The organism is Anabaena catenula FACHB-362, from assembly GCF_014698735.1.
In the GTDB taxonomy this organism is placed as follows: Bacteria; Cyanobacteriota; Cyanobacteriia; order Cyanobacteriales; family Nostocaceae; genus Anabaena; species Anabaena variabilis_A.
In genome coordinates this window covers 42,458-60,751 of sequence record NZ_JACJTQ010000009.1, presented here as the reverse complement: position 1 = coordinate 60,751, position 18,294 = coordinate 42,458, and the positions used below count along the sequence as shown (strand labels likewise).

General features: G+C 37.3%; 14 protein-coding genes. All 14 read left to right on the top strand.

What is annotated here, in order from left to right; all coding sequences use genetic code 11:
• The first annotated feature begins 47 nt into the window (after positions 1 to 47).
• The 14 genes from lhgO to H6G68_RS08480 all read left to right on the top strand — a co-directional run bounded on the left by lhgO (position 48) and on the right by H6G68_RS08480 (position 18,294).
• Positions 48 to 1,259 (top strand): L-2-hydroxyglutarate oxidase, encoded by a 1,212-nt coding sequence (gene lhgO, locus H6G68_RS08545; RefSeq protein ID WP_190906240.1) that lies wholly within the window; start codon positions 48 to 50, stop codon positions 1,257 to 1,259.
• Between the two features lie 416 nt (positions 1,260 to 1,675).
• Entirely contained in the window at positions 1,676 to 2,704 is a 1,029-nt protein-coding gene (locus H6G68_RS08540) for an NAD-dependent epimerase/dehydratase family protein (protein WP_190906239.1), read from the top strand.
• 135 nt (positions 2,705 to 2,839) lie between these two features.
• The gene (locus tag H6G68_RS08535) at positions 2,840 to 3,811 is read left to right on the top strand and encodes a glycosyltransferase family 2 protein (RefSeq protein ID WP_190906238.1); all 972 of its coding nucleotides are present in this window, start codon (positions 2,840 to 2,842) and stop codon (positions 3,809 to 3,811) included.
• A 60-nt stretch (positions 3,812 to 3,871) separates the two neighbouring features.
• Entirely contained in the window at positions 3,872 to 4,879 is a 1,008-nt protein-coding gene (locus tag H6G68_RS08530; protein WP_190906237.1) for a glycosyltransferase family 2 protein, read from the top strand.
• Positions 4,880 to 4,931: 52 nt separating this feature from the next.
• Positions 4,932 to 5,780, top strand: a complete 849-nt coding sequence (locus tag H6G68_RS08525; RefSeq protein ID WP_190906236.1) for a phytanoyl-CoA dioxygenase family protein — start codon at positions 4,932 to 4,934, stop codon at positions 5,778 to 5,780.
• 43 nt (positions 5,781 to 5,823) lie between these two features.
• Entirely contained in the window at positions 5,824 to 6,369 is a 546-nt protein-coding gene (gene rfbC / locus H6G68_RS08520) for a dTDP-4-dehydrorhamnose 3,5-epimerase (RefSeq protein ID WP_127051942.1), read from the top strand.
• Position 6,370: 1 nt separating this feature from the next.
• Entirely contained in the window at positions 6,371 to 7,684 is a 1,314-nt protein-coding gene (locus H6G68_RS08515) for an NAD(P)H-dependent oxidoreductase (protein ID WP_190906235.1), read from the top strand.
• 627 nt (positions 7,685 to 8,311) lie between these two features.
• The gene (locus H6G68_RS08510) at positions 8,312 to 9,412 is read left to right on the top strand and encodes a glycosyltransferase (RefSeq protein WP_190906234.1); all 1,101 of its coding nucleotides are present in this window, start codon (positions 8,312 to 8,314) and stop codon (positions 9,410 to 9,412) included.
• Between the two features lie 56 nt (positions 9,413 to 9,468).
• On the top strand, positions 9,469 to 11,697 hold the full coding sequence (locus H6G68_RS08505; RefSeq protein WP_190906233.1) for a polysaccharide biosynthesis tyrosine autokinase: 2,229 nt from the start codon (positions 9,469 to 9,471) through the stop codon (positions 11,695 to 11,697).
• 622 nt (positions 11,698 to 12,319) lie between these two features.
• Positions 12,320 to 13,036: a heterocyst development glycosyltransferase HepC gene (gene hepC, locus H6G68_RS08500; RefSeq protein ID WP_190906232.1), complete on the top strand. Its 717-nt coding sequence runs from the start codon at positions 12,320 to 12,322 to the stop codon at positions 13,034 to 13,036.
• 208 nt (positions 13,037 to 13,244) lie between these two features.
• Positions 13,245 to 15,095, top strand: coding sequence for a heterocyst formation ABC transporter subunit HepA (gene hepA, locus H6G68_RS08495; RefSeq protein WP_190906231.1), 1,851 nt, complete (start codon positions 13,245 to 13,247; stop codon positions 15,093 to 15,095).
• A gap of 86 nt (positions 15,096 to 15,181) precedes the next feature.
• The gene (locus tag H6G68_RS08490) at positions 15,182 to 16,039 is read left to right on the top strand and encodes a hypothetical protein (protein WP_190906230.1); all 858 of its coding nucleotides are present in this window, start codon (positions 15,182 to 15,184) and stop codon (positions 16,037 to 16,039) included.
• Positions 16,040 to 16,137: 98 nt separating this feature from the next.
• Entirely contained in the window at positions 16,138 to 17,271 is a 1,134-nt protein-coding gene (locus H6G68_RS08485; protein WP_190906229.1) for a glycosyltransferase family 4 protein, read from the top strand.
• A 27-nt stretch (positions 17,272 to 17,298) separates the two neighbouring features.
• The gene (locus H6G68_RS08480; RefSeq protein WP_190906228.1) at positions 17,299 to 18,294 is read left to right on the top strand and encodes a glycosyltransferase family 2 protein; all 996 of its coding nucleotides are present in this window, start codon (positions 17,299 to 17,301) and stop codon (positions 18,292 to 18,294) included.

Sequence of the window (18,294 nt, the reverse complement as noted above, 5' to 3'; positions counted from 1 at the left end):
AATTTGGGATTTTAGATTGTGGATTTTGGAGTGGGGAAGAATTACTAATGTATGATTTTGCGATTATCGGCGGAGGAATAGTTGGACTTTCCACAGCGATGGCTCTAGGAAATCGCTATCATGATGCACGGATATTAGTGCTAGAAAAAGAAAGTCAATGGGCATTTCATCAAACAGGTAATAACAGCGGCGTAATTCATTCAGGAATTTACTACAAACCAGGCAGCTTTAAAGCTAAATTTTGCCGTGATGGTAGTCGCTCAATGGTAGAATTCTGCCAAAAACATGAAATTGAACATGATATTTGTGGTAAAGTTATTGTTGCCACAGAAGAACAAGAAATACCAAGATTAGAAACCCTCTACAAACGAGGCTTAGAGAACGGCATACCAGTTCAAAGGATCAGTCCCGAAGAAGTTAAAGAAATTGAACCTCATGTCAGTTGTGTAGGTGGAATTCGTGTATTTTCTACAGGGATTGTTAATTACAAGCAAGTTTGTTTAAAATACGCTGAAATCATTCAACAGCAAGGTGGAGATTTACGTCTCAATACCAAAGTTTTACAAATTTCCCAAAGTGGTAAAAATCAGGTAATTGAAACCAATAAAGGTAGTTTTGAAACTCGGTTTGTGATTAATTGTGCCGGATTGCATAGCGATCGCATGGCAAAATTAGGTAAAGTTAACCCCCAAGCCAAAATAGTTCCCTTCCGGGGCGAATATTACGAACTAACCCCAGAAAAACGCTATTTGGTCAAAACACTCATTTACCCGGTTCCTAACCCCGATTTTCCCTTTCTGGGTGTCCACTTTACTCGAATGATTGATAATAGTGTCCATGCAGGGCCAAATGCAGTTCTCAGTCTCAAACGTGAAGGTTACAAAAAAACAGACTTTGACTTAAGAGATTTTGCCGAAGTTATCACCTATCCGGGTTTCTGGAAACTAGCAGCTAAACACGCTGATGAAGGAATTCAAGAAATCATTCGTTCCTTTAGTAAAGCTGCCTTTGTCAGAAGTTTACAAAAACTAATTCCCGAAGTCCAAGCGGCAGATTTAGTCCCCACCCATGCTGGAGTTCGCGCTCAAGCATTAATGAATAATGGTTCCTTAGTAGATGACTTTTTAATCGTCCAAGGTAACAACTCTATTCATGTTTGCAATGCACCCTCTCCCGCAGCAACCTCTTCCTTGGAAATTGGTAAAGCAATTGTGGCACAAATACCCCAACAATCATATTTACAAAGCTTAGTAGCCTAGTATCACCAGGCTTTATTTCCACCGTAGTTTACTAAAAAGGCAAAAATAAAAAGACTTAGATATCTATCTACATCAGCAATCGCACTTCTAAGTTGCACATTTTTATTTTTGGGCAAAAGACTGCAAAACTGCTCCATCAGCCTAAAAGTTAAATTTGTCAGCCTAGCAGCTTAGTTGCGATTGCCCTCACTGGATCTGATATCTTTATTTCTGCTATTTTTTTCTCCATGAAAGTGATTAAAAATTTGGACTTATATCGGACAAAATGCTGATAAATATCCAATTATTTCATTAAAAATTAGGCGGATATTTGCACAAGCAGTTGTAAAACTTTGATGGAATAACAGAAGTCTGCGACAGCATAAAACTCTCAACTTACGACAACTTAACTAATCAACAAATAGGACATAACAACAATGAAAATATTAGTAACAGGAACAGAAGGCTATCTAGGTTCTTTACTACCTCCTTTATTAATTGCAAGAGGTCATGAAGTTCTGGGCGTAGATACTGGTTTTTATAAAGTTGGTTGGCTATATAACGGAACAGACGTAACAGCTAAAACCCTCAACAAAGATATTCGTAATATTACTCCTGAAGATTTACAGGGTGTAGAAGCAATCGTTCACATGGCAGAACTTTCCAATGATCCTACCGGACAATTAGCACCCAATATTACCTATGAAATTAATCATTTAGGTTCAGTTCGCCTTGCTAACTTAGCTAAAGCAGTAGGTGTACGTCGTTTTGTTTATATGTCTTCTTGCAGTGTTTATGGCGTTGCTAGTGAAGATGATGTCACAGAAGAATCACCTGTTAATCCCCAAACGGCTTATGCAGAATGTAAAACATTAGTAGAAAGAGATGTTAAACCATTAGCTGATGATGATTTCTCTCCCATCTTTATGCGGAATGCTACAGCTTTTGGTGCTTCTCCTAGAATGCGATTTGATATTGTTTTAAACAACTTGTCAGGATTAGCATGGACTACCAAAGAAATTAAAATGACCAGTGATGGTACACCTTGGCGGCCATTAGTTCATGCTTTGGATATATGTAAAGCCATTGTTTGCGCTTTAGAAGCACCTAGAGATATTGTCCACAATCAAGTCTTTAACGTCGGAGATACAACAAATAATTATCGGGTTAAAGAAATCGCAGAAATTATTGCTGATACTTTCCCTGGTTGTAAATTGTCTTTTGGTAATAACGGTTCAGATAACCGCAGTTATCGAGTATCTTTTGAGAAAATCAACACAATTCTCCCCGGATTTAAGTGTGATTGGAATGCTCAACGCGGCGCTCAACAGTTATTTGATTTATTCAGTCAAATCCACATGAATGAAGATACTTTCTTGTTTCGAGGATTTACAAGATTAAAGCAGTTAGAGTATCTAATTCGTACTCAACAAATTGATCAAGATTTTTTCTGGAGTCAACAATAATTTGAAGATAAGTTAGGACAATTTTCCGAATCAAATCAAATATATTTGGTTCGGAAGTCTCGAATATACCAAGGAAAATTCTGATTTTTAGCCAAATGAACTCCTAATTATTTAGGATTGATTACCATATATATCATGAATAAATTACTGACTATTGCTATTCCTACTTACAATCGTGCTACATTGCTAGATAAACAACTTACTTGGTTAGCAAAAGCAATCAAAGGTTTTGAATCTGAATGTGAAATTATTGTTTCTGATAATTGTTCAGACGATAACACACAAGAAATAATTAACAAATGGCAAGCCAGATTTAGTAATACCGTATTCCTCAATAATAGGAACAGTAAAAATATAGGTTTAATGCCTAATATCGCTTTTTGTATACAGTCAGCTAGTGGCCAGTATATTTGGACGGTTGGTGATGATGATCCCATTCAAGAAAGAAGTCTTGCTTATGTAGTAACTACACTCAAGCAGCATCCAAGTTTAACATTAATGTTTCTCAACTGTTCTGGTCGTGATAAACGAACAAATAAAATCATTGTCGAACATTGGTTTAAGAGTAATAATGATGAGCCAGCGACTAATAGCAAAAACGTATTTCAACGTTATTTACAGGAAAGCTTTGGTGGTGTGCTGTTCATGACAGCAGTAGTTTATAAAACAGAACTAGTACAACGTGCTTTAAAAACTTGGCCAACTTCTGTGAAAAACTTGGCATCCCAAGCATATTGGACGGGATTTTGTGCGCTTTATGGAAGTGTATTTGTAACTCAAGATAATTATCTAGAATGCACAATGCACGCCAGCTATTTGGAAGAAAATCCAAGATTAGCATTAATGATGCAATATATCCACATACCTGAAGTTTATTTAAAGCTTTTAACTATAGGCTATTCCTCTAGATTTTGTCAAAGTAAAATTTTAAAAAATCTGGTCACTTTAAATGATTGGAGAATTTTAATAGGTGCTTTTAAAAGATGGCCTTTATTAGCACTTAGGGTAATTTTTTATTACTTGGGGGTAATCGGTAAATCTGTTTATAGACTTATCTTAGTATCGAGAAAAAATAATGATGTTGAAACGCAATTAATGACTTCTTGAAGCGACTAGAGTTAATAGTTACATCCTGGCAATTTGATAAATTTATAACCCTGATTGAACATGACTAAAATACTGACCATTGCTATCCCTACTTACAACCGAGCCGAACTACTTGATAAACAATTAACATGGTTGTCTCAAGCTATTAAAGGCTTTGAATCAGAGTGTGAAATTCTAGTTTCTGATAACTGCTCTACAGATCACACTCAATCTATCATTAAAAAATGGCAAAATATTCTGAGTGATATCACATTTAAGTCAAATAAAAATCCTGAAAACATAGGCGTAATGCGAAATATTATTTATTGCCTAAGTTATTCGACAACAAAATATGTTTGGACGATTGGTGATGATGATCCAATTCAGGAAAGAGCAGTTGCTTATGTGATGAGCAAAATTAAAAACATTGAGGATCTATCATTATTATTTCTCAATTTTTCTGGGAGAAATAAAATTACTGGTGAAGCAGTTCATCCACCTAAAATAGTTGGTAATCGCTGGTTTGATGCGGATAGTGAAGATGGTGAAGGTGATGGTAAAGCAATATTTGAACATTGTTTTGCTAAAAGTGTAGGTGCAGTAATTTTTCTAACTGCTACAGTATATCGGACTGACTTAGTTAAACGCGCTCTACAAATTTGGCCAACTGCTAGTAATAATTGGATATCTTTAGCATATTTAGCAGGATATTGTGCTGCTAATGGCAAAGTAATTGTCACTAAAGAGACTTACTTAGAATGTGTTGTTGGTGTAAGTTATTGGCAAAAAGAGCCAAAGTCTGCACTTTTAATGCAATATCAACACATACCTGAAGTTATTTTAAAACTTGAGGAAGTTGGATACTCTAAAGCATATTGTTGTCGGATGCTTTTACAAAACTATCATGAAGTAGACTTGAAAGTCTTTTTAGGAGCAATTAGAAGATGGCCTGTGTCGGCTATTAAAACAGTAGTTCCTTTTTTAGCTTTAGCTAGTTTGGCAGCATTTGAATTAATGCCAATCAGAGAATTGAAAGTTAAAAAAGTTGCTGAAATTTCTACTCAACAAATAAGAAATAATGAGTCATGATTTCTTATGTATTGTGCATTAGAATATCCATTTTTTAAGGGAGTGTGCTATTATGTTCAATAGTGTTAAAGAGAAAATATCAGCATTAGAAAGTGAATTAGTTTATAGAACTAAACTTTGGCAGCATACAAGTAAATTACCTGCATTAACAGGACATGATCGCATAATTGCTGAAACTCTAAAACGAGAAGGTGTTTATATGACAACACTTGCAGATTTAGGATTACCATCAACTACACAAATGTTGATGGGGGCTGAAAGTCATGTAAACAGGATGGTTACTCCACGGGATATTCATGCAGGTTACAAGTTACCACAAATTTATACAGTTACAGATTTACCAGAATTTTTTACCTGGGGAAGTGAAGCACGACTGCAAAATATCATTGAAAATTATATAGGATTATCTATAGCTTTTCATGGTGTGCATTTGCGGAAAGATTTCCCCAATGATCAGCAATTACAAACACTGCTATGGCATAAAGATTCTGAAGATCGTCGCATGATTAAAGTCATTATCTATTTAAATGATGTGACAGAAAAACACGGGCCATTTGAATATGTACCTTTACCTTCTAATCTTTTAGAGTGGTTGAATTATTATCGAGTTGATTATGAACTTTGGGAATCTAATTATTTAGGTATAAATGATGCAAAGTTAAGCAAATTTATCCCCAAATCAGCTTGGAAATCTTGCCCTGGAAAAGCTGGAACTGTAATTTTTGTAGATCCCAGAAATGTTTTGCATCATGGTACTGTCAGGACTGAAGAACGTTCAACTTTATTCTTTGCGTACACAGCTAAATCACCGAAACGTCCTGAACTTTGTACACAATATAATGATGATACCTTTGCTAAACTAAATCAACAATTAATGGCTGAAGGTATAGGACAACGATAGAAAATTACTGGAAATTTATTGAACACTACTTTTAGGAAAAATTATGATTTTTACATCCACTAATCTCTCTGGCGCTTTCATTATTGACTTAGAAGAAAAACCAGATCATCGTGGTTTCTTCGCTCGGACTTTCTGTGCTGAAGAATTTGCAGCCCATGGTTTAAAGCCAACAGTTGCCCAATGTAACTTGTCTTTTAATCACAAAAAAGGCACATTGCGGGGGATGCACTATCAAGTTCTCCCAGCAGCAGAAACAAAATTGATTCGCTGTACTCAAGGAGCAATTTATGACGTAATTATTGATATGCGTCCTGAATCTCCCACTTATCTATTGCATATTGGTGTAGAACTAACTGCGGAAAATCGCCGCGCTTTATATGTACCAGAAATGTTTGCTCATGGCTATCAAGCTTTGACAGATGGTGCAGAAGTTGTTTATCAAGTTGGTGAATTTTACACCCCTGGATATGAGAGGGGTTTGCGTTATGATGATCCAATTTTAGAAATTTCTTGGCCTTTGAGTGTTACTGAAATATCTGATAAAGATCGGAATTGGCCTTTACTAGAATCTATTTTGATAGGAGTTTAAAATGATTATTATCGATAAAGCTCTTCAAGCGCGGGAAGCATTAGGTAAGCCAGTCAAAGTTGCCATGATTGGTGCTGGTTTTATGGGACGTGGAATTGCTAATCAAATTATCAATTCTGTTCCCGGAATGAAGTTAGTTGCTATTTTCAATCGTCACATTGATACAGCTAAACGAGCTTATTTAGAAGCAGGAATCGAGGATATCAAGGTTGTTACTAATGTAGCTGATTTAGAAGATGCGATCGCCCAAGAGCAATATGCCGTTACCGAAGATGCCATGTTGCTGTGTGAAGCAGAAGGCATAGATGCAATCATTGAAGTTACAGGGACAATTGAATTTGCGGCTCATTTAGTTATGAGTGCGATCGCTCATCAAAAGCATATCATCTTGATGAACGCCGAACTCGACGGTACAATTGGCCCCATCCTCAAAGTCCATGCAGACCGCGCTGGAGTCATTCTCAGCGCCTGTGACGGCGACCAACCAGGGGTAGAAATGAACCTGTACCGCTTCGTCAAAAGCATCGGTTTAACCCCCCTATTATGCGGCAACATCAAAGGTCTACAAGACCCCTACCGCAACCCCACCACCCAAGAAGGCTTTGCTAAACGCTGGGGTCAAAATCCCGCCATGGTGACAAGCTTTGCAGATGGCACAAAAATTTCTTTTGAGCAAGCAATAGTTGCCAATGCTACAGATATGAAAGTAGCAAAACGCGGGATGTTGGGATATGACTACACAGGTCATGTTGATGAAATGACCAAAATGTACGATGTTGACCAACTCAAAGAATTAGGTGGCATCGTTGATTATGTCGTCGGCACAAAACCAGGCCCAGGAGTGTTTGTTTTTGCCACCCACGACGACCCCAAACAACGCCATTATCTTAACCTCTATAAACTCGGTGAAGGCCCTCTCTACAGCTTCTACACCCCCTATCACCTCTGCCATTTTGAAGTTCCCCTATCAGTAGCGCGTGCAGTCCTATTCCATGATGCCGTTCTCGCTCCCCTAGCAGGCCCTGTTGTCGATGTCGTCGCTACTGCCAAAATTGACCTCAAAGCCGGAGAAACCCTTGATGGCATTGGTTATTACATGACCTACGGTCAATGTGAAAACTCAGAAATTGTCCACCAAGAAAACTTACTACCAATGGGGATAGCGGAAGGATGTCGGTTAAAGCGTGATCTTGCCAAAGATCAAGTTCTCACCTACGACGATGTGGAATTACCAGAAGGTAGACTTTGCGACAAACTCCGATCTGAACAAACAATTTACTTTGCTCCTGCCAAAACCCTAATACTGACAAAATAGCCAAAGCAATTCGTAACTATATCATGTCCGCCTAATCACTTATCAAAAAAAATTCTCCGCGTCTCTCTGTCTCCGCGTCCCCGCGTCAGTCCAAATGATAAGTATATCTCTGACGAGACGCTACGCGAACAACCGGACATGATATTACTAGAGGTAGGGTGCGTTACGTTATCGCTAACGCACCTTCACTTTTTCATATTCACAATGCATTAATAACGCACCCTACAAATGGGAGATTTTTAGGGGAGTTTTTTAAAATTGGCAGCCTCTTCAGCAAGCATGGGTTTGTTCAAAATGAGCGAATAGTTAAAATTTTTCCTGATATTCTTATTCAACTGCTGATTCTTATTTACAGATAGTAAAAATTTTAGTTGATAATATTTACTTAGTTTTTGTCCAAGTTAAATAACTTATTTATTAAGTGTAACTTACTTGACTTAAAAAATCTCAATATAAGTAAATATTCTCGATAGTTTATATTTTTTCAAGGGCATTATCCAAAATCCAAAATCTCTACAACTCTCTTTAGATGGGTTTAGTCTAGACAGTATACTGATATAAACATATCGGTACATACTTGTTCATCAAGCCCAAATTTAATCAACATTGCAATATAAGGCATCATCCATGAAAATTGCTCTTGTCCATGATTATTTAACCCAGCGCGGTGGGGCAGAGCGTGTGTTTGAATTGCTTTGTAAACGCTACCCAGAAGCGGACATCTTCACCTCTTTATATGATTCACAAAAAACTATTGATCTGGGTGAGCGTATAATTAACACAACTTTTTTGCAGAAGATTCCTGGTGCAGCAAAGCATTTCCGCTTGATGGCTCCCCTCTACTTTCCTGCTTTTCGTGCCTTAAATTTACAAGACTACGATTTAATTATCAGTAGTAGCACCAGCTTTGCTAAAGCAGTTAGGAAAAAACCACAAGCGCGTCATATTTGTTTTTGCCATAATGTTACCCGGTTCTTATGGGATACAGAAACTTATTTACGAGAGTATGGAGACTATCGCTATTTCGCACCCTTAATTGAAAAAGTCTTTCAAATGATGAGAAATGTAGACCTGAAATATTCTCAGGAACCCGACCTCTACATTGCTAATTCCAGTGTTGTTGCCAGTCGTATTCAAAAAATTTACGGCAAACAAGCAATTGTAATTAACTATCCAATTGATACAAGTAACTTTGTATTTTCAGATACAAAAGAGGAATACTACTTGGCATCTGCCCGGATGATAAGTTATAAACGTCTTGATATCATTGTCGAGGCTTTTAATTGGTTAGGGTGGCATTTATTAATATCAGGTGACGGGCCCGAACTAGAACGGTTAAAATCCAAAGCATTAGGCAATATAGAGTTCTTAGGTCATGTTAGTGATGGCAAACGTAAAGACTTATTTTCTAGAGCTAAGTCTATTATTGTTGCAGCCTTAGAAGACTATGGATTAGTTCCAGTAGAAGCAAATGCTAGTGGAACACCAGTAATTGCTTATGGAGCCGGTGGGGTATTAGATACTCAGATACCTGGTCAAACCGGGGTTTTTTTTAAGAGGCAAACACCCGATTCTCTACAAGCCGCATTACTAGAAGCTAAAGGAATATCTTGGAATTACGAAAAAATTCGTAATCACGCTGTCAATAATTTCTCAGAACAAGCATTCTTTAGTAAGGTTGAGCAAATCATTGATCAATCTGCAAAAATGCATCACTCATTCGTTTGATTTGTTAACTGTATCCCTAAAGGGAAGCCATCTCGCAGAGAAGGATAATAATAAACGTGGTTCAAACTAGCCTAAATCCCCATCTAAATTCAGTAGTAGAATCAGAACCAGGCTACGGACAAATGCTGACTGTATTAGTCCGGAGATTTCCCTGGTTTTTGTTAGTATTTCTCAGTTCTACTGCTCTTGCAGGCATCATAACTTTGAAGACCAATCCCAACTTCAAAAGTACAATGCAACTACTCATTGAACCTAATTATCAAGGGAAGAAGGAAGGCGCTGGGGTAGAAAATCAGTTTACCGACACTAACGTTGTCATAGACACTGCAACCCAGCTGAATCTGATGCAGAGTTCTGGACTCATCCAAAAAGCAGCTGATAAACTGAAATCAGAATATCCAAACATCACTGCCAAGGAAATTAAAACCTCCTTAGTTTTAACTCAAATTAAGACTAAAGAAGATAATGTTGCCACTAAAATCTTTCAAGTTGATTATACGGATACCAATCCAGAGAAAACCCAAAAAGTACTGACTGCCATTCGGCAAGTTTATGTAGAATACAATAAACAACAGCAAGATATACGGTTACAGAAAGGTTTACAAGTTATCAGGGAACAGTTAAGAAAAGCCAGTGATGAGGTGAATGCGTCTGAATCCAATCTCCAACGGTTTCGGAGAAACCAAAATTTAATTGATCCAGAATTACAGGCTAAAGCAATTGAGGAAACTTTAAACAATATTCAGAAAGAGCGGCAGACCACTCGTTCTCAATATGAAGAGGCTTTAGCTCGGCAAAAATCTTTACAAGAACAGCTGAACCGTTCTCCTCAGAATGCCTTGGTTTCTTCTCGTTTGAGTCAGTCTACGCGCTACCAAGGCTTACTCAATGAAATCCAGAAAACAGAACTAGCTTTAGCACAGGAACGTTTACGCTTTACTGATGACACTCCCAGCGTGCAGAAGTTGAACGAACAACTTCAAAGTCAAAAAGAACTATTACAAAAAGAAGTCAGTCGAACTTTAGGTAGACAGTCCACTGGTGCATTCAGTTCTAGAGACACTCTTCTTGAACAAGGACAGCTTGGTGAAATAGATCTTAACCTGACTGGTCAGTTAGTAGATAACCAAACCAATATAGTTGCGTTGACTGCCCGTGATCAAACTTTGGCACAAAAAGAGAGCGAACTGCGATCGCAACTTAAACGCTTTCCTTCTCTATTAGCTTATTACAATCGCATACTCCCACAATTACAATTTAGCCGGGAAAGAATGGAGCAATTGTTGAGAGCAGAACAGCAATTGCGGCAGGAACTTTCCAAAGGTGGCTTTAATTGGGAAGTAGTGGAAGAACCACAAAAAGGCATACTCACTGGTCCTTTCCTCAGACAAAATCTGTTGTTAGGTGCAGTGGTGGGATTAATGTTAGGTGGTATTGCTGCCTTTATTCGAGAAGTATCTGATGATTCATTACATACTACTGCTGAGTTGGAAAAACAATTTTCTCTGCCATTATTAGGAACAACACCCAAGTTACCACCAGCTAAACCCAGAGAATCAGTTATCAAGTTACCTTTTGGTAAGCCTGAAGTTCTTGCTCCTTGGACAATTCAGGTGCTGCAATCCCCACCTCGTTGGGAATCCCTAGATCTGATTTATAAAAATATAGAACTTCTCAATACTGTATCTGACTTAAGGTCGTTGATGGTAACGTCAGCACTGCCAGATGACGGTAAGTCAGCTTTGGCATTAGGTTTGGCTATGAGTGCGGCTCGATTACACAAAAAAGTCCTGCTTATTGATGCTAATTTACGCGCTCCCAGTTTACATCAACAGCTAAATCTTCCTAATGAACAAGGACTTTCCACCCTACTAGCAAGTGATGTCAATCTACCTAATCAAATAGGAATTCAATACTCAGGTTCATCCTACATCGATATATTGACTGCTGGACCAATACCCTCTGACTCTGCTAATCTCTTGAGTTCTCCACGCATGATGCAATTGATGGCAGCATTTGAAGAAAACTATGATTTGGTACTCATCGATGCTCCAGCAGTTCTTGGTTTAGTAGATGCCATGCTCGCAGCATCATCTTGTCGGAGTGTAATTATGGTAGCAAGCATTGGTAAAGTGACACGAACTCAACTTACCCAAGCTACAGCTATGTTGAGCAAGTTAAATCTGATTGGGGTTGTGGCAAATGGAGTATCCAACTCTGACAGTGCTTATTTACCTTATGTCAAACAACAACAATTGGCGCTACAACAAATTGTGGAAAAATAGCTAAATGATTTCCACTTCAGTATTGTGTTTATTAATTCATTCCCCAGCCCGATCAGGGCTGGGCTTTCAGTCATCCGACTTTGGATTGATTCCCCGGATAAATTCGCTGGCTCTGTACCATCAAGGAGTTATTAGTCAAAACTAAGTGGAGGGGGTAGGGTCTAGAGAAAGATGCTGTTTTTCTCCATAAAAACTACCTTCTGCCTGATCTATTTTGACCGTTCTTTTGTTAATATTGGGGTCGTTTATATTTTTTGTATTCTTGGCTATAAATATGATAAATTATGTTTTTACGATAAAAAATATAATTTCATTCGCTTCATTTTCAAGTGAGTAAATTTATCCTATCTTAATATTTTGTCCAAAAACCAAGCTTTATTTAAAGAGTGAATAAAGAATTTATTTAAGCATTAGTTATTTCTGATGATTACTATATTCTAGAAATTGAAGACAAAAATCAAAGCTGAAAGGGTAAAAGTAAACAGGTTTTGTGATAATTGTCTAAAAATTAAGTAAGTGAAAGTAAATTGATGTCTTGATGAGGCGATAGGGTGATTACCCTCTACGGTACTAGCCTGAGATATCAAATCAGTAATTTGCTACTATATACATTCAAAGAAATATGACAACATCAATCATCCCCAATTTACATAATCACTCTACTATACCTCAACAGCATCAAAATTATCACTCTCAATACTGCACACTTCAATGGCGCAGGGGTCAATTGTTGGTTAAGCTTCCTGGAAACTTAAAACAGCCATATTTACCTTCACTAGATAATAAAGAATTATTGGTAGAGTGTTTAAAACATTCTCCCGTTACTTTGGTAAGTATAGATCCAAAACTAGGTGATACTTCCTTACGATTTTGGGCAGATGCTTGTAAACAGGCTAAAAAGCCAATCTTCCTTAGCACAGTATCTGGTAAGAAATTGCCTAAACAAGGTAAGCAAATATTGAGGACTATACAAAGAATAATTGACTGGATTTTAGCTTTATTTGTCCTGTTATTAGTTAGTCCAGTCATGCTGGTATTGGCTGTACTTATGCAGATGTACTCGCCTGGGTTACTATTTTCTTATGAGTGGCATATTGGTGAAAAGGGTAAACTTTTTCAAGTTATCAAATTTTGTACAACTGGAAAACAGAATATCACCTTTTTAGGTTTTTTGATGCGTAAGTATGGTTTAGATAATTTACCCAAATTATTCAATGTACTGCGTGGTGATATGAGTTTTATTGGCTCTAATTGTTGGGCTTTAGCAGATGCAGTCCAGCTAAGTGTAGAAGATGAAGAACAGCAAAATCAGCTATCAGTAATTACAAATCTATGGTAAGTAAATCATCAAGATTCTCAGGCGTTGCATTTAGATAGACAAACACTGTGATTTGCCTATAGCATTGCAATTTTAAAGGATATGATTATTAGCCGTTAGTGCGATAGTTCGATATCTGAATTAATCGCACTAAAAATATATCCGAAATTGGTTGCATCGTATTTATGGGGGACTACCTAATTTGATCCAATACTTTTAGAAAATACAGATGAATCTGAAAATTTTTCACCCGCTTCGCCATCTTCTCAATGGTACTAAATTTTGGCAAGAAAATTATTTAATTTTGCGAGAGTTTAAACACTTTCGTCGAATTACTATACTTGCCTTAGTTTTTACATTTTTAGCTGCCACATTTGAAGGTATTAGCATTGGTTTTTTGCTCTCGTTTTTGCAAAATCTGACAAATCCTAATTCTCAACCAATTCAAATAGGAATAGGCTGGTTTGATCATTACATATTGGGAATTCATACATCAGCAGTTAGCCGATTATATCGCGTATCTTTTTTGATTTTATTGAGTACTTGGATACGTGCTGCATTTAACTACTTTGCCCAGATATACACAGAATTTTGTCAATTATATCTTGGAGATCGCTTACGCAAACAAATTTTCGAGCAATTACAATCTTTATCTCTTAGTTACTTTAGTACCACTCGTTCTGGTGAAATAGTTAACACCATCACCACAGAAATTGAGAGGATTAGACAGGGTTTTAGCGGTGGAGCCTTTTTATTTACTAGAGGCTTGACGGTTATTGTCTACCTAACTACAATGGTGTTGCTCTCATGGCAACTGACGCTAATTGCAGTATTTTTATTCACTCTCTTAGCTGTGGGCTTATCAACTCTCAATGCCAAAGTGCGAGAATCTAGTTTTGGTACGTCAGTTGCTAATGGTAATTTTACCTCAACAGCCCTAGAATTTATAAATGGCATTCGCACTGTTCATGCCTCTGGTACTCAAGAATTCGAGCGTCAGCGTTACTACAAAGCTAGTAATCAAATAGTCAGTAGTTCAACTAAAGTTATTTTAACTTGGACATTGGTAAGACCAATTGCTGAAAGCGCAGCTACTACTGTGCTGGTAGGTATGATTATTTTAGCTTTTAGTAGCTTTGTGGTTAATGGTGCTTTACAAGTTAGTTCTTTACTCACCTTTTTCTTTGTACTGTTTCGTCTCGTACCATTTATTCAAGATATTAATGGTACAAGAGCATTTCTCAGCACTCTTCAAGGTTCAGCCGAAAATATTAAAACTTTATTGAAAAGTGAGGATAAAACCTACTTTCAAAACGGCACAATTGAATTTACAGGTTTTAAAAGATCAATTGATTTAGTATCTGTGGATTTCGGCTATAGTCAGAATCAACGAGTCCTGCATAATATCACTCTGACAATTGAACGAGGTAAAATGACAGCCTTAGTCGGTGCATCTGGTGCTGGTAAAACCACAATTGCCGATTTAATTCCTCGGTTTTATGATGCTACAGATGGCTATCTTTACATCGATGAAGTTGACGTGCGACAATTTGAAATTAACTCTCTCCGCCGCAAAATGGCGATTGTTAGTCAGGATACTTTTATCTTTAACACTTCTGTTTGGAACAATATTGCCTACGGTATACCAGACGCAACAGAAGCGGAAATTAAAGAAGCGGCTCGACTGGCAAATGCACAAGAATTTATTTTAGAAATGCCCGAAGGGTTTGATACAAAATTGGGAGATAGAGGTATTCGGTTATCTGGTGGACAAAGGCAGCGACTTGCAATTGCGCGTGCGTTATTACGTAACCCAGAAATTTTGATTTTAGATGAAGCAACTAGTGCTTTGGATTCTGTGTCTGAGCGATTAATTCAGGAGTCATTAGAAAAGCTCGCTGTTGGTCGAACTGTGATTGCGATCGCTCACCGTCTTTCTACAATTGCTAAGGCTGATAAAGTAGTAGTTTTAGAACAAGGACGAATAGTAGAACAGGGTAAATATCAAGAGCTTTTAGAACAGCAGGGTAAGCTTTGGGAATATCACCAAATGCAGTATGAATTAGGTCAGTCTAAATAGGGTTTAAGGGTGTAATTAAAAATATCAAAACTTTAATTACACCTGAAATAGTATTGTTTTAAGTCAGTAGGGTTTTTGGGTAAACAATGGTTAACATCGGCTATCATTCTGCAAAACTTCAAGGAAAATTAAATTGCTTTATATACACGAAAGCAATTAATAATATTGTTAATTTTCCACTTTATCAACATCGAAAAGTTAACATCAATGTCTATTCCTTCTCTTGTCAACGGGACTTAGCTACCCAAGTAGCAAATATTCGCTCATTTATTCGTCATGTTGGTATTCCTAACAAATTTACTGTGATTTCTGACGGTAGCTATACGTCCACTTCTAGTAGGATTTTGTGTAAAATCAATTCTTGTGTTGATGTTGTTGAGTGGAAAGATTTAGCAACAGGTGATATTCCTCAATATATTTGGGATTACGCACTTTATCATCCTCAAAAATCAGTCATGGCAATGTGGAGAAGAATGGCAGTATTGATGTCACTTCCAATCGAACAGCCAACTATTTACACCGATGCCGATATTTTATTTTTCCCAGGTGCTAATGAAATTATTAATTTATGTCAGTCAGATGATAGTTTGCCTTGGTATTTACCTGATTGTCTAGCTTCACTGGACGAGCGAATACTTTTACATGATCATGAAAAAATCAACCCAGTAAATGCAGGATTTTTCTTGCTTAAAAAGCAAATAGATTGGCTAAATTCATTAAATCGCGTTGCCGAATTAGTAGATTCACCGATATATTTTACAGATCAAACTGTAGTTCACCTAGCTATGCATAATGCCCAGGCGAAGCCACTTAATCCAGAGAAGTTTGTTTTAAGTGTTGATGACCAATTTAGTTATTCAGACAAGTTTGATAACAGACAAATTGCTTTAAGACATTATGTTAATGATGTCAGACATAAATTTTGGTTAAATTTGGGAAATTAATTTCTTGAATAATCAAATTAATGTTGCTCTGACTAAAATATATGCTGAAGAAGGTTTTCTCAAAAACTTGATTTTAATTAGTACCCAGTCAATTCAACATGAATCATACATTAGTAGCTGAAAAGATATTTTACCAATGCTCTGCTGTTGATATTAGAGGAGGTGGTGGATTAGAAACTTACATATCTTCTTTGATCAATGCGCCAATTGATGGGGTGAGCAATCGCCATATTAATTCTTTGAAAAATTTAGACCAAAGTCAATGCCAGTTACTCCACCTTCATGACCCAGAACTTTTAGCAGAATGGAGTGGTGAATGTCCAGCAGTCTTTACACTGCATAATCACTGTAGCTACTGTCCAAGTGGGACAAAATATTTAGCAGATCGCCAAAAACAGTGCGATCGCAATATGAACCTCCTGGGCTGTACTTGGGGACATTTGGTAGATGGTTGTGGCAGTCGCCGACCGCACAAAATATTTCGGCATTTGCAGAATGGTTATAATTTTCTCAGCACTGCCAAAAAAATCAAGATTCCTGTAATTGCTAATAGTAATTATGTGCGGGAGCAAATTATTAGTAATGGGTTATCACCCGATCAGGTGATTACACTTCACTGCGGTGTGCAAGATTCTCAATATCCCACTGCATCTTTAACTAAAGAAATTCATCAAAATCAGCGAATTTTGTTTGTGGGTCGAATTGTCCCAGATAAAGGAATTGAATGGTTGATCAAAGCTTTAGCAAAGACAGACTCCCGCATTCATCTTGATATTGCTGGTGAAGGTTGGATTAAAACCAACATGGAAAACTTAGCAGTAAAAATGGGTTTGAGCGATCGCATTACTTGGCATGGTCGATGTCATAAAGAAAAACTAGATGCACTTTATCAACAGTGTTTGGCGCTAGTTTTTCCTAGTCTTTGGCCAGAACCTGCCGGTCTGGTAACTTTAGAAGCTTATGCTCGCTATCGTCCTGTAATTGCCAGTGCTGTAGGCGGAATTCCTGAATATGTGCAAGATGGTCAAACAGGAATCCTCATCCCAGCTAATCATATTCAAAAATTGGCAGATGCCATCAACGAACTAGCTACAAACTATCAGAAAAGCCGATTAATGGGTGAACAAGGTCGGCATTGGTTTGAGCAAGAATTTACCCTTGATATTCACATTCATCGATTGGAAAAAATTTACACCAAAACTATTGCTGATTTTCGATCTTTTTCAGAATAAATATGAATAAATAACGGAATCGTAATTATGTCTATCAATACTAAACTAACCGAACCTCTAGTCAGCGTAATTATTCCTACTTATAATCGCCCCGATTACCTAAAGCAGGCTATTTCTAGCGCGGTTCAACAAACTTATCAAAATATTGAAATTATCGTTTCTGATAATTGTAGTCCAGAAAATCCTCAATCTCTGATTGAATCTTTCCAGGATTCACGCATCAAATTTTGGCGACATCAACAAAATATTGGTATGCTGGCTAATCAGCTAAGTGCTTTTAAAATGGCACGAGGGAAATATGTTGCTAGTCTCCATGATGATGATATGTGGAATGAAGATTTTTTAAGCAAACTTGTACCACCTCTAGAAGCAAATTCCGATTTAATTCTGGCTTTTTGCGATCAATATCTTATAGATTCCCAGGGGATAATTAATGATGTTTCTACTGTTGAAAATAGCAAAGCTTTCAAGCGAGATACCTTAAAAAAAGGAGTGCATAAATCTTTCACTAAAATTGGCTTAATAGATAAAACTATCGGCACTGCTGTTGCTTGTGTGATTCGTAATCATATTATTGATTGGGATAATATTCCCTCAGAAATTGGTGGTATGTGGGATTTGTATTTAACATACCTCTCCTGTATCTCAGGATATGGAGTTTACTATGAACCCGAAAAATTAACGCGATATCGTATCCATGAACAAAGTGATACGATGCTCAGTGGTAGTCGAGATGCTCAAGCAAAAATCCGCAAGGCTAAAAGCGAATTGTTTTGTTACAAACAATTTATGGAAGACCCTCACCTTGCGGAATTCAAATCTCACTTTGAACAGAAATGGTTAGAAGCTCATACGACTTTAGGCATTGGCTTGATGCGAAATCAGCAGACAGTAGAAGCACGTTCTTATCTTTGGCAAGCCATGAAAGCACAAAAATTTAATTTGCGAACTATAGCATCACTAACTATCAGTTTAAGTCCTCAAGCATTAGCAAATCAATTACTAAAAATAGCAAAATCATAG

What these genes read in the sequence shown, in the direction of transcription:
- lhgO (WP_190906240.1), top strand. Translation starts at nt 48, where the DNA reads ATGTATGATTTTGCGATTATCGGCGGAGGAATAGTTGGACTTTCCACA.
- H6G68_RS08540 (WP_190906239.1), top strand. Translation starts at nt 1,676, where the DNA reads ATGAAAATATTAGTAACAGGAACAGAAGGCTATCTAGGTTCTTTACTA.
- H6G68_RS08535 (WP_190906238.1), top strand. Translation starts at nt 2,840, where the DNA reads ATGAATAAATTACTGACTATTGCTATTCCTACTTACAATCGTGCTACA.
- H6G68_RS08530 (WP_190906237.1), top strand. Translation starts at nt 3,872, where the DNA reads ATGACTAAAATACTGACCATTGCTATCCCTACTTACAACCGAGCCGAA.
- H6G68_RS08525 (WP_190906236.1), top strand. Translation starts at nt 4,932, where the DNA reads ATGTTCAATAGTGTTAAAGAGAAAATATCAGCATTAGAAAGTGAATTA.
- rfbC (WP_127051942.1), top strand. Translation starts at nt 5,824, where the DNA reads ATGATTTTTACATCCACTAATCTCTCTGGCGCTTTCATTATTGACTTA.
- H6G68_RS08515 (WP_190906235.1), top strand. Translation starts at nt 6,371, where the DNA reads ATGATTATTATCGATAAAGCTCTTCAAGCGCGGGAAGCATTAGGTAAG.
- H6G68_RS08510 (WP_190906234.1), top strand. Translation starts at nt 8,312, where the DNA reads ATGAAAATTGCTCTTGTCCATGATTATTTAACCCAGCGCGGTGGGGCA.
- hepC (WP_190906232.1), top strand. Translation starts at nt 12,320, where the DNA reads ATGACAACATCAATCATCCCCAATTTACATAATCACTCTACTATACCT.
- hepA (WP_190906231.1), top strand. Translation starts at nt 13,245, where the DNA reads ATGAATCTGAAAATTTTTCACCCGCTTCGCCATCTTCTCAATGGTACT.
- H6G68_RS08490 (WP_190906230.1), top strand. Translation starts at nt 15,182, where the DNA reads ATGGTTAACATCGGCTATCATTCTGCAAAACTTCAAGGAAAATTAAAT.
- H6G68_RS08485 (WP_190906229.1), top strand. Translation starts at nt 16,138, where the DNA reads ATGAATCATACATTAGTAGCTGAAAAGATATTTTACCAATGCTCTGCT.
- H6G68_RS08480 (WP_190906228.1), top strand. Translation starts at nt 17,299, where the DNA reads ATGTCTATCAATACTAAACTAACCGAACCTCTAGTCAGCGTAATTATT.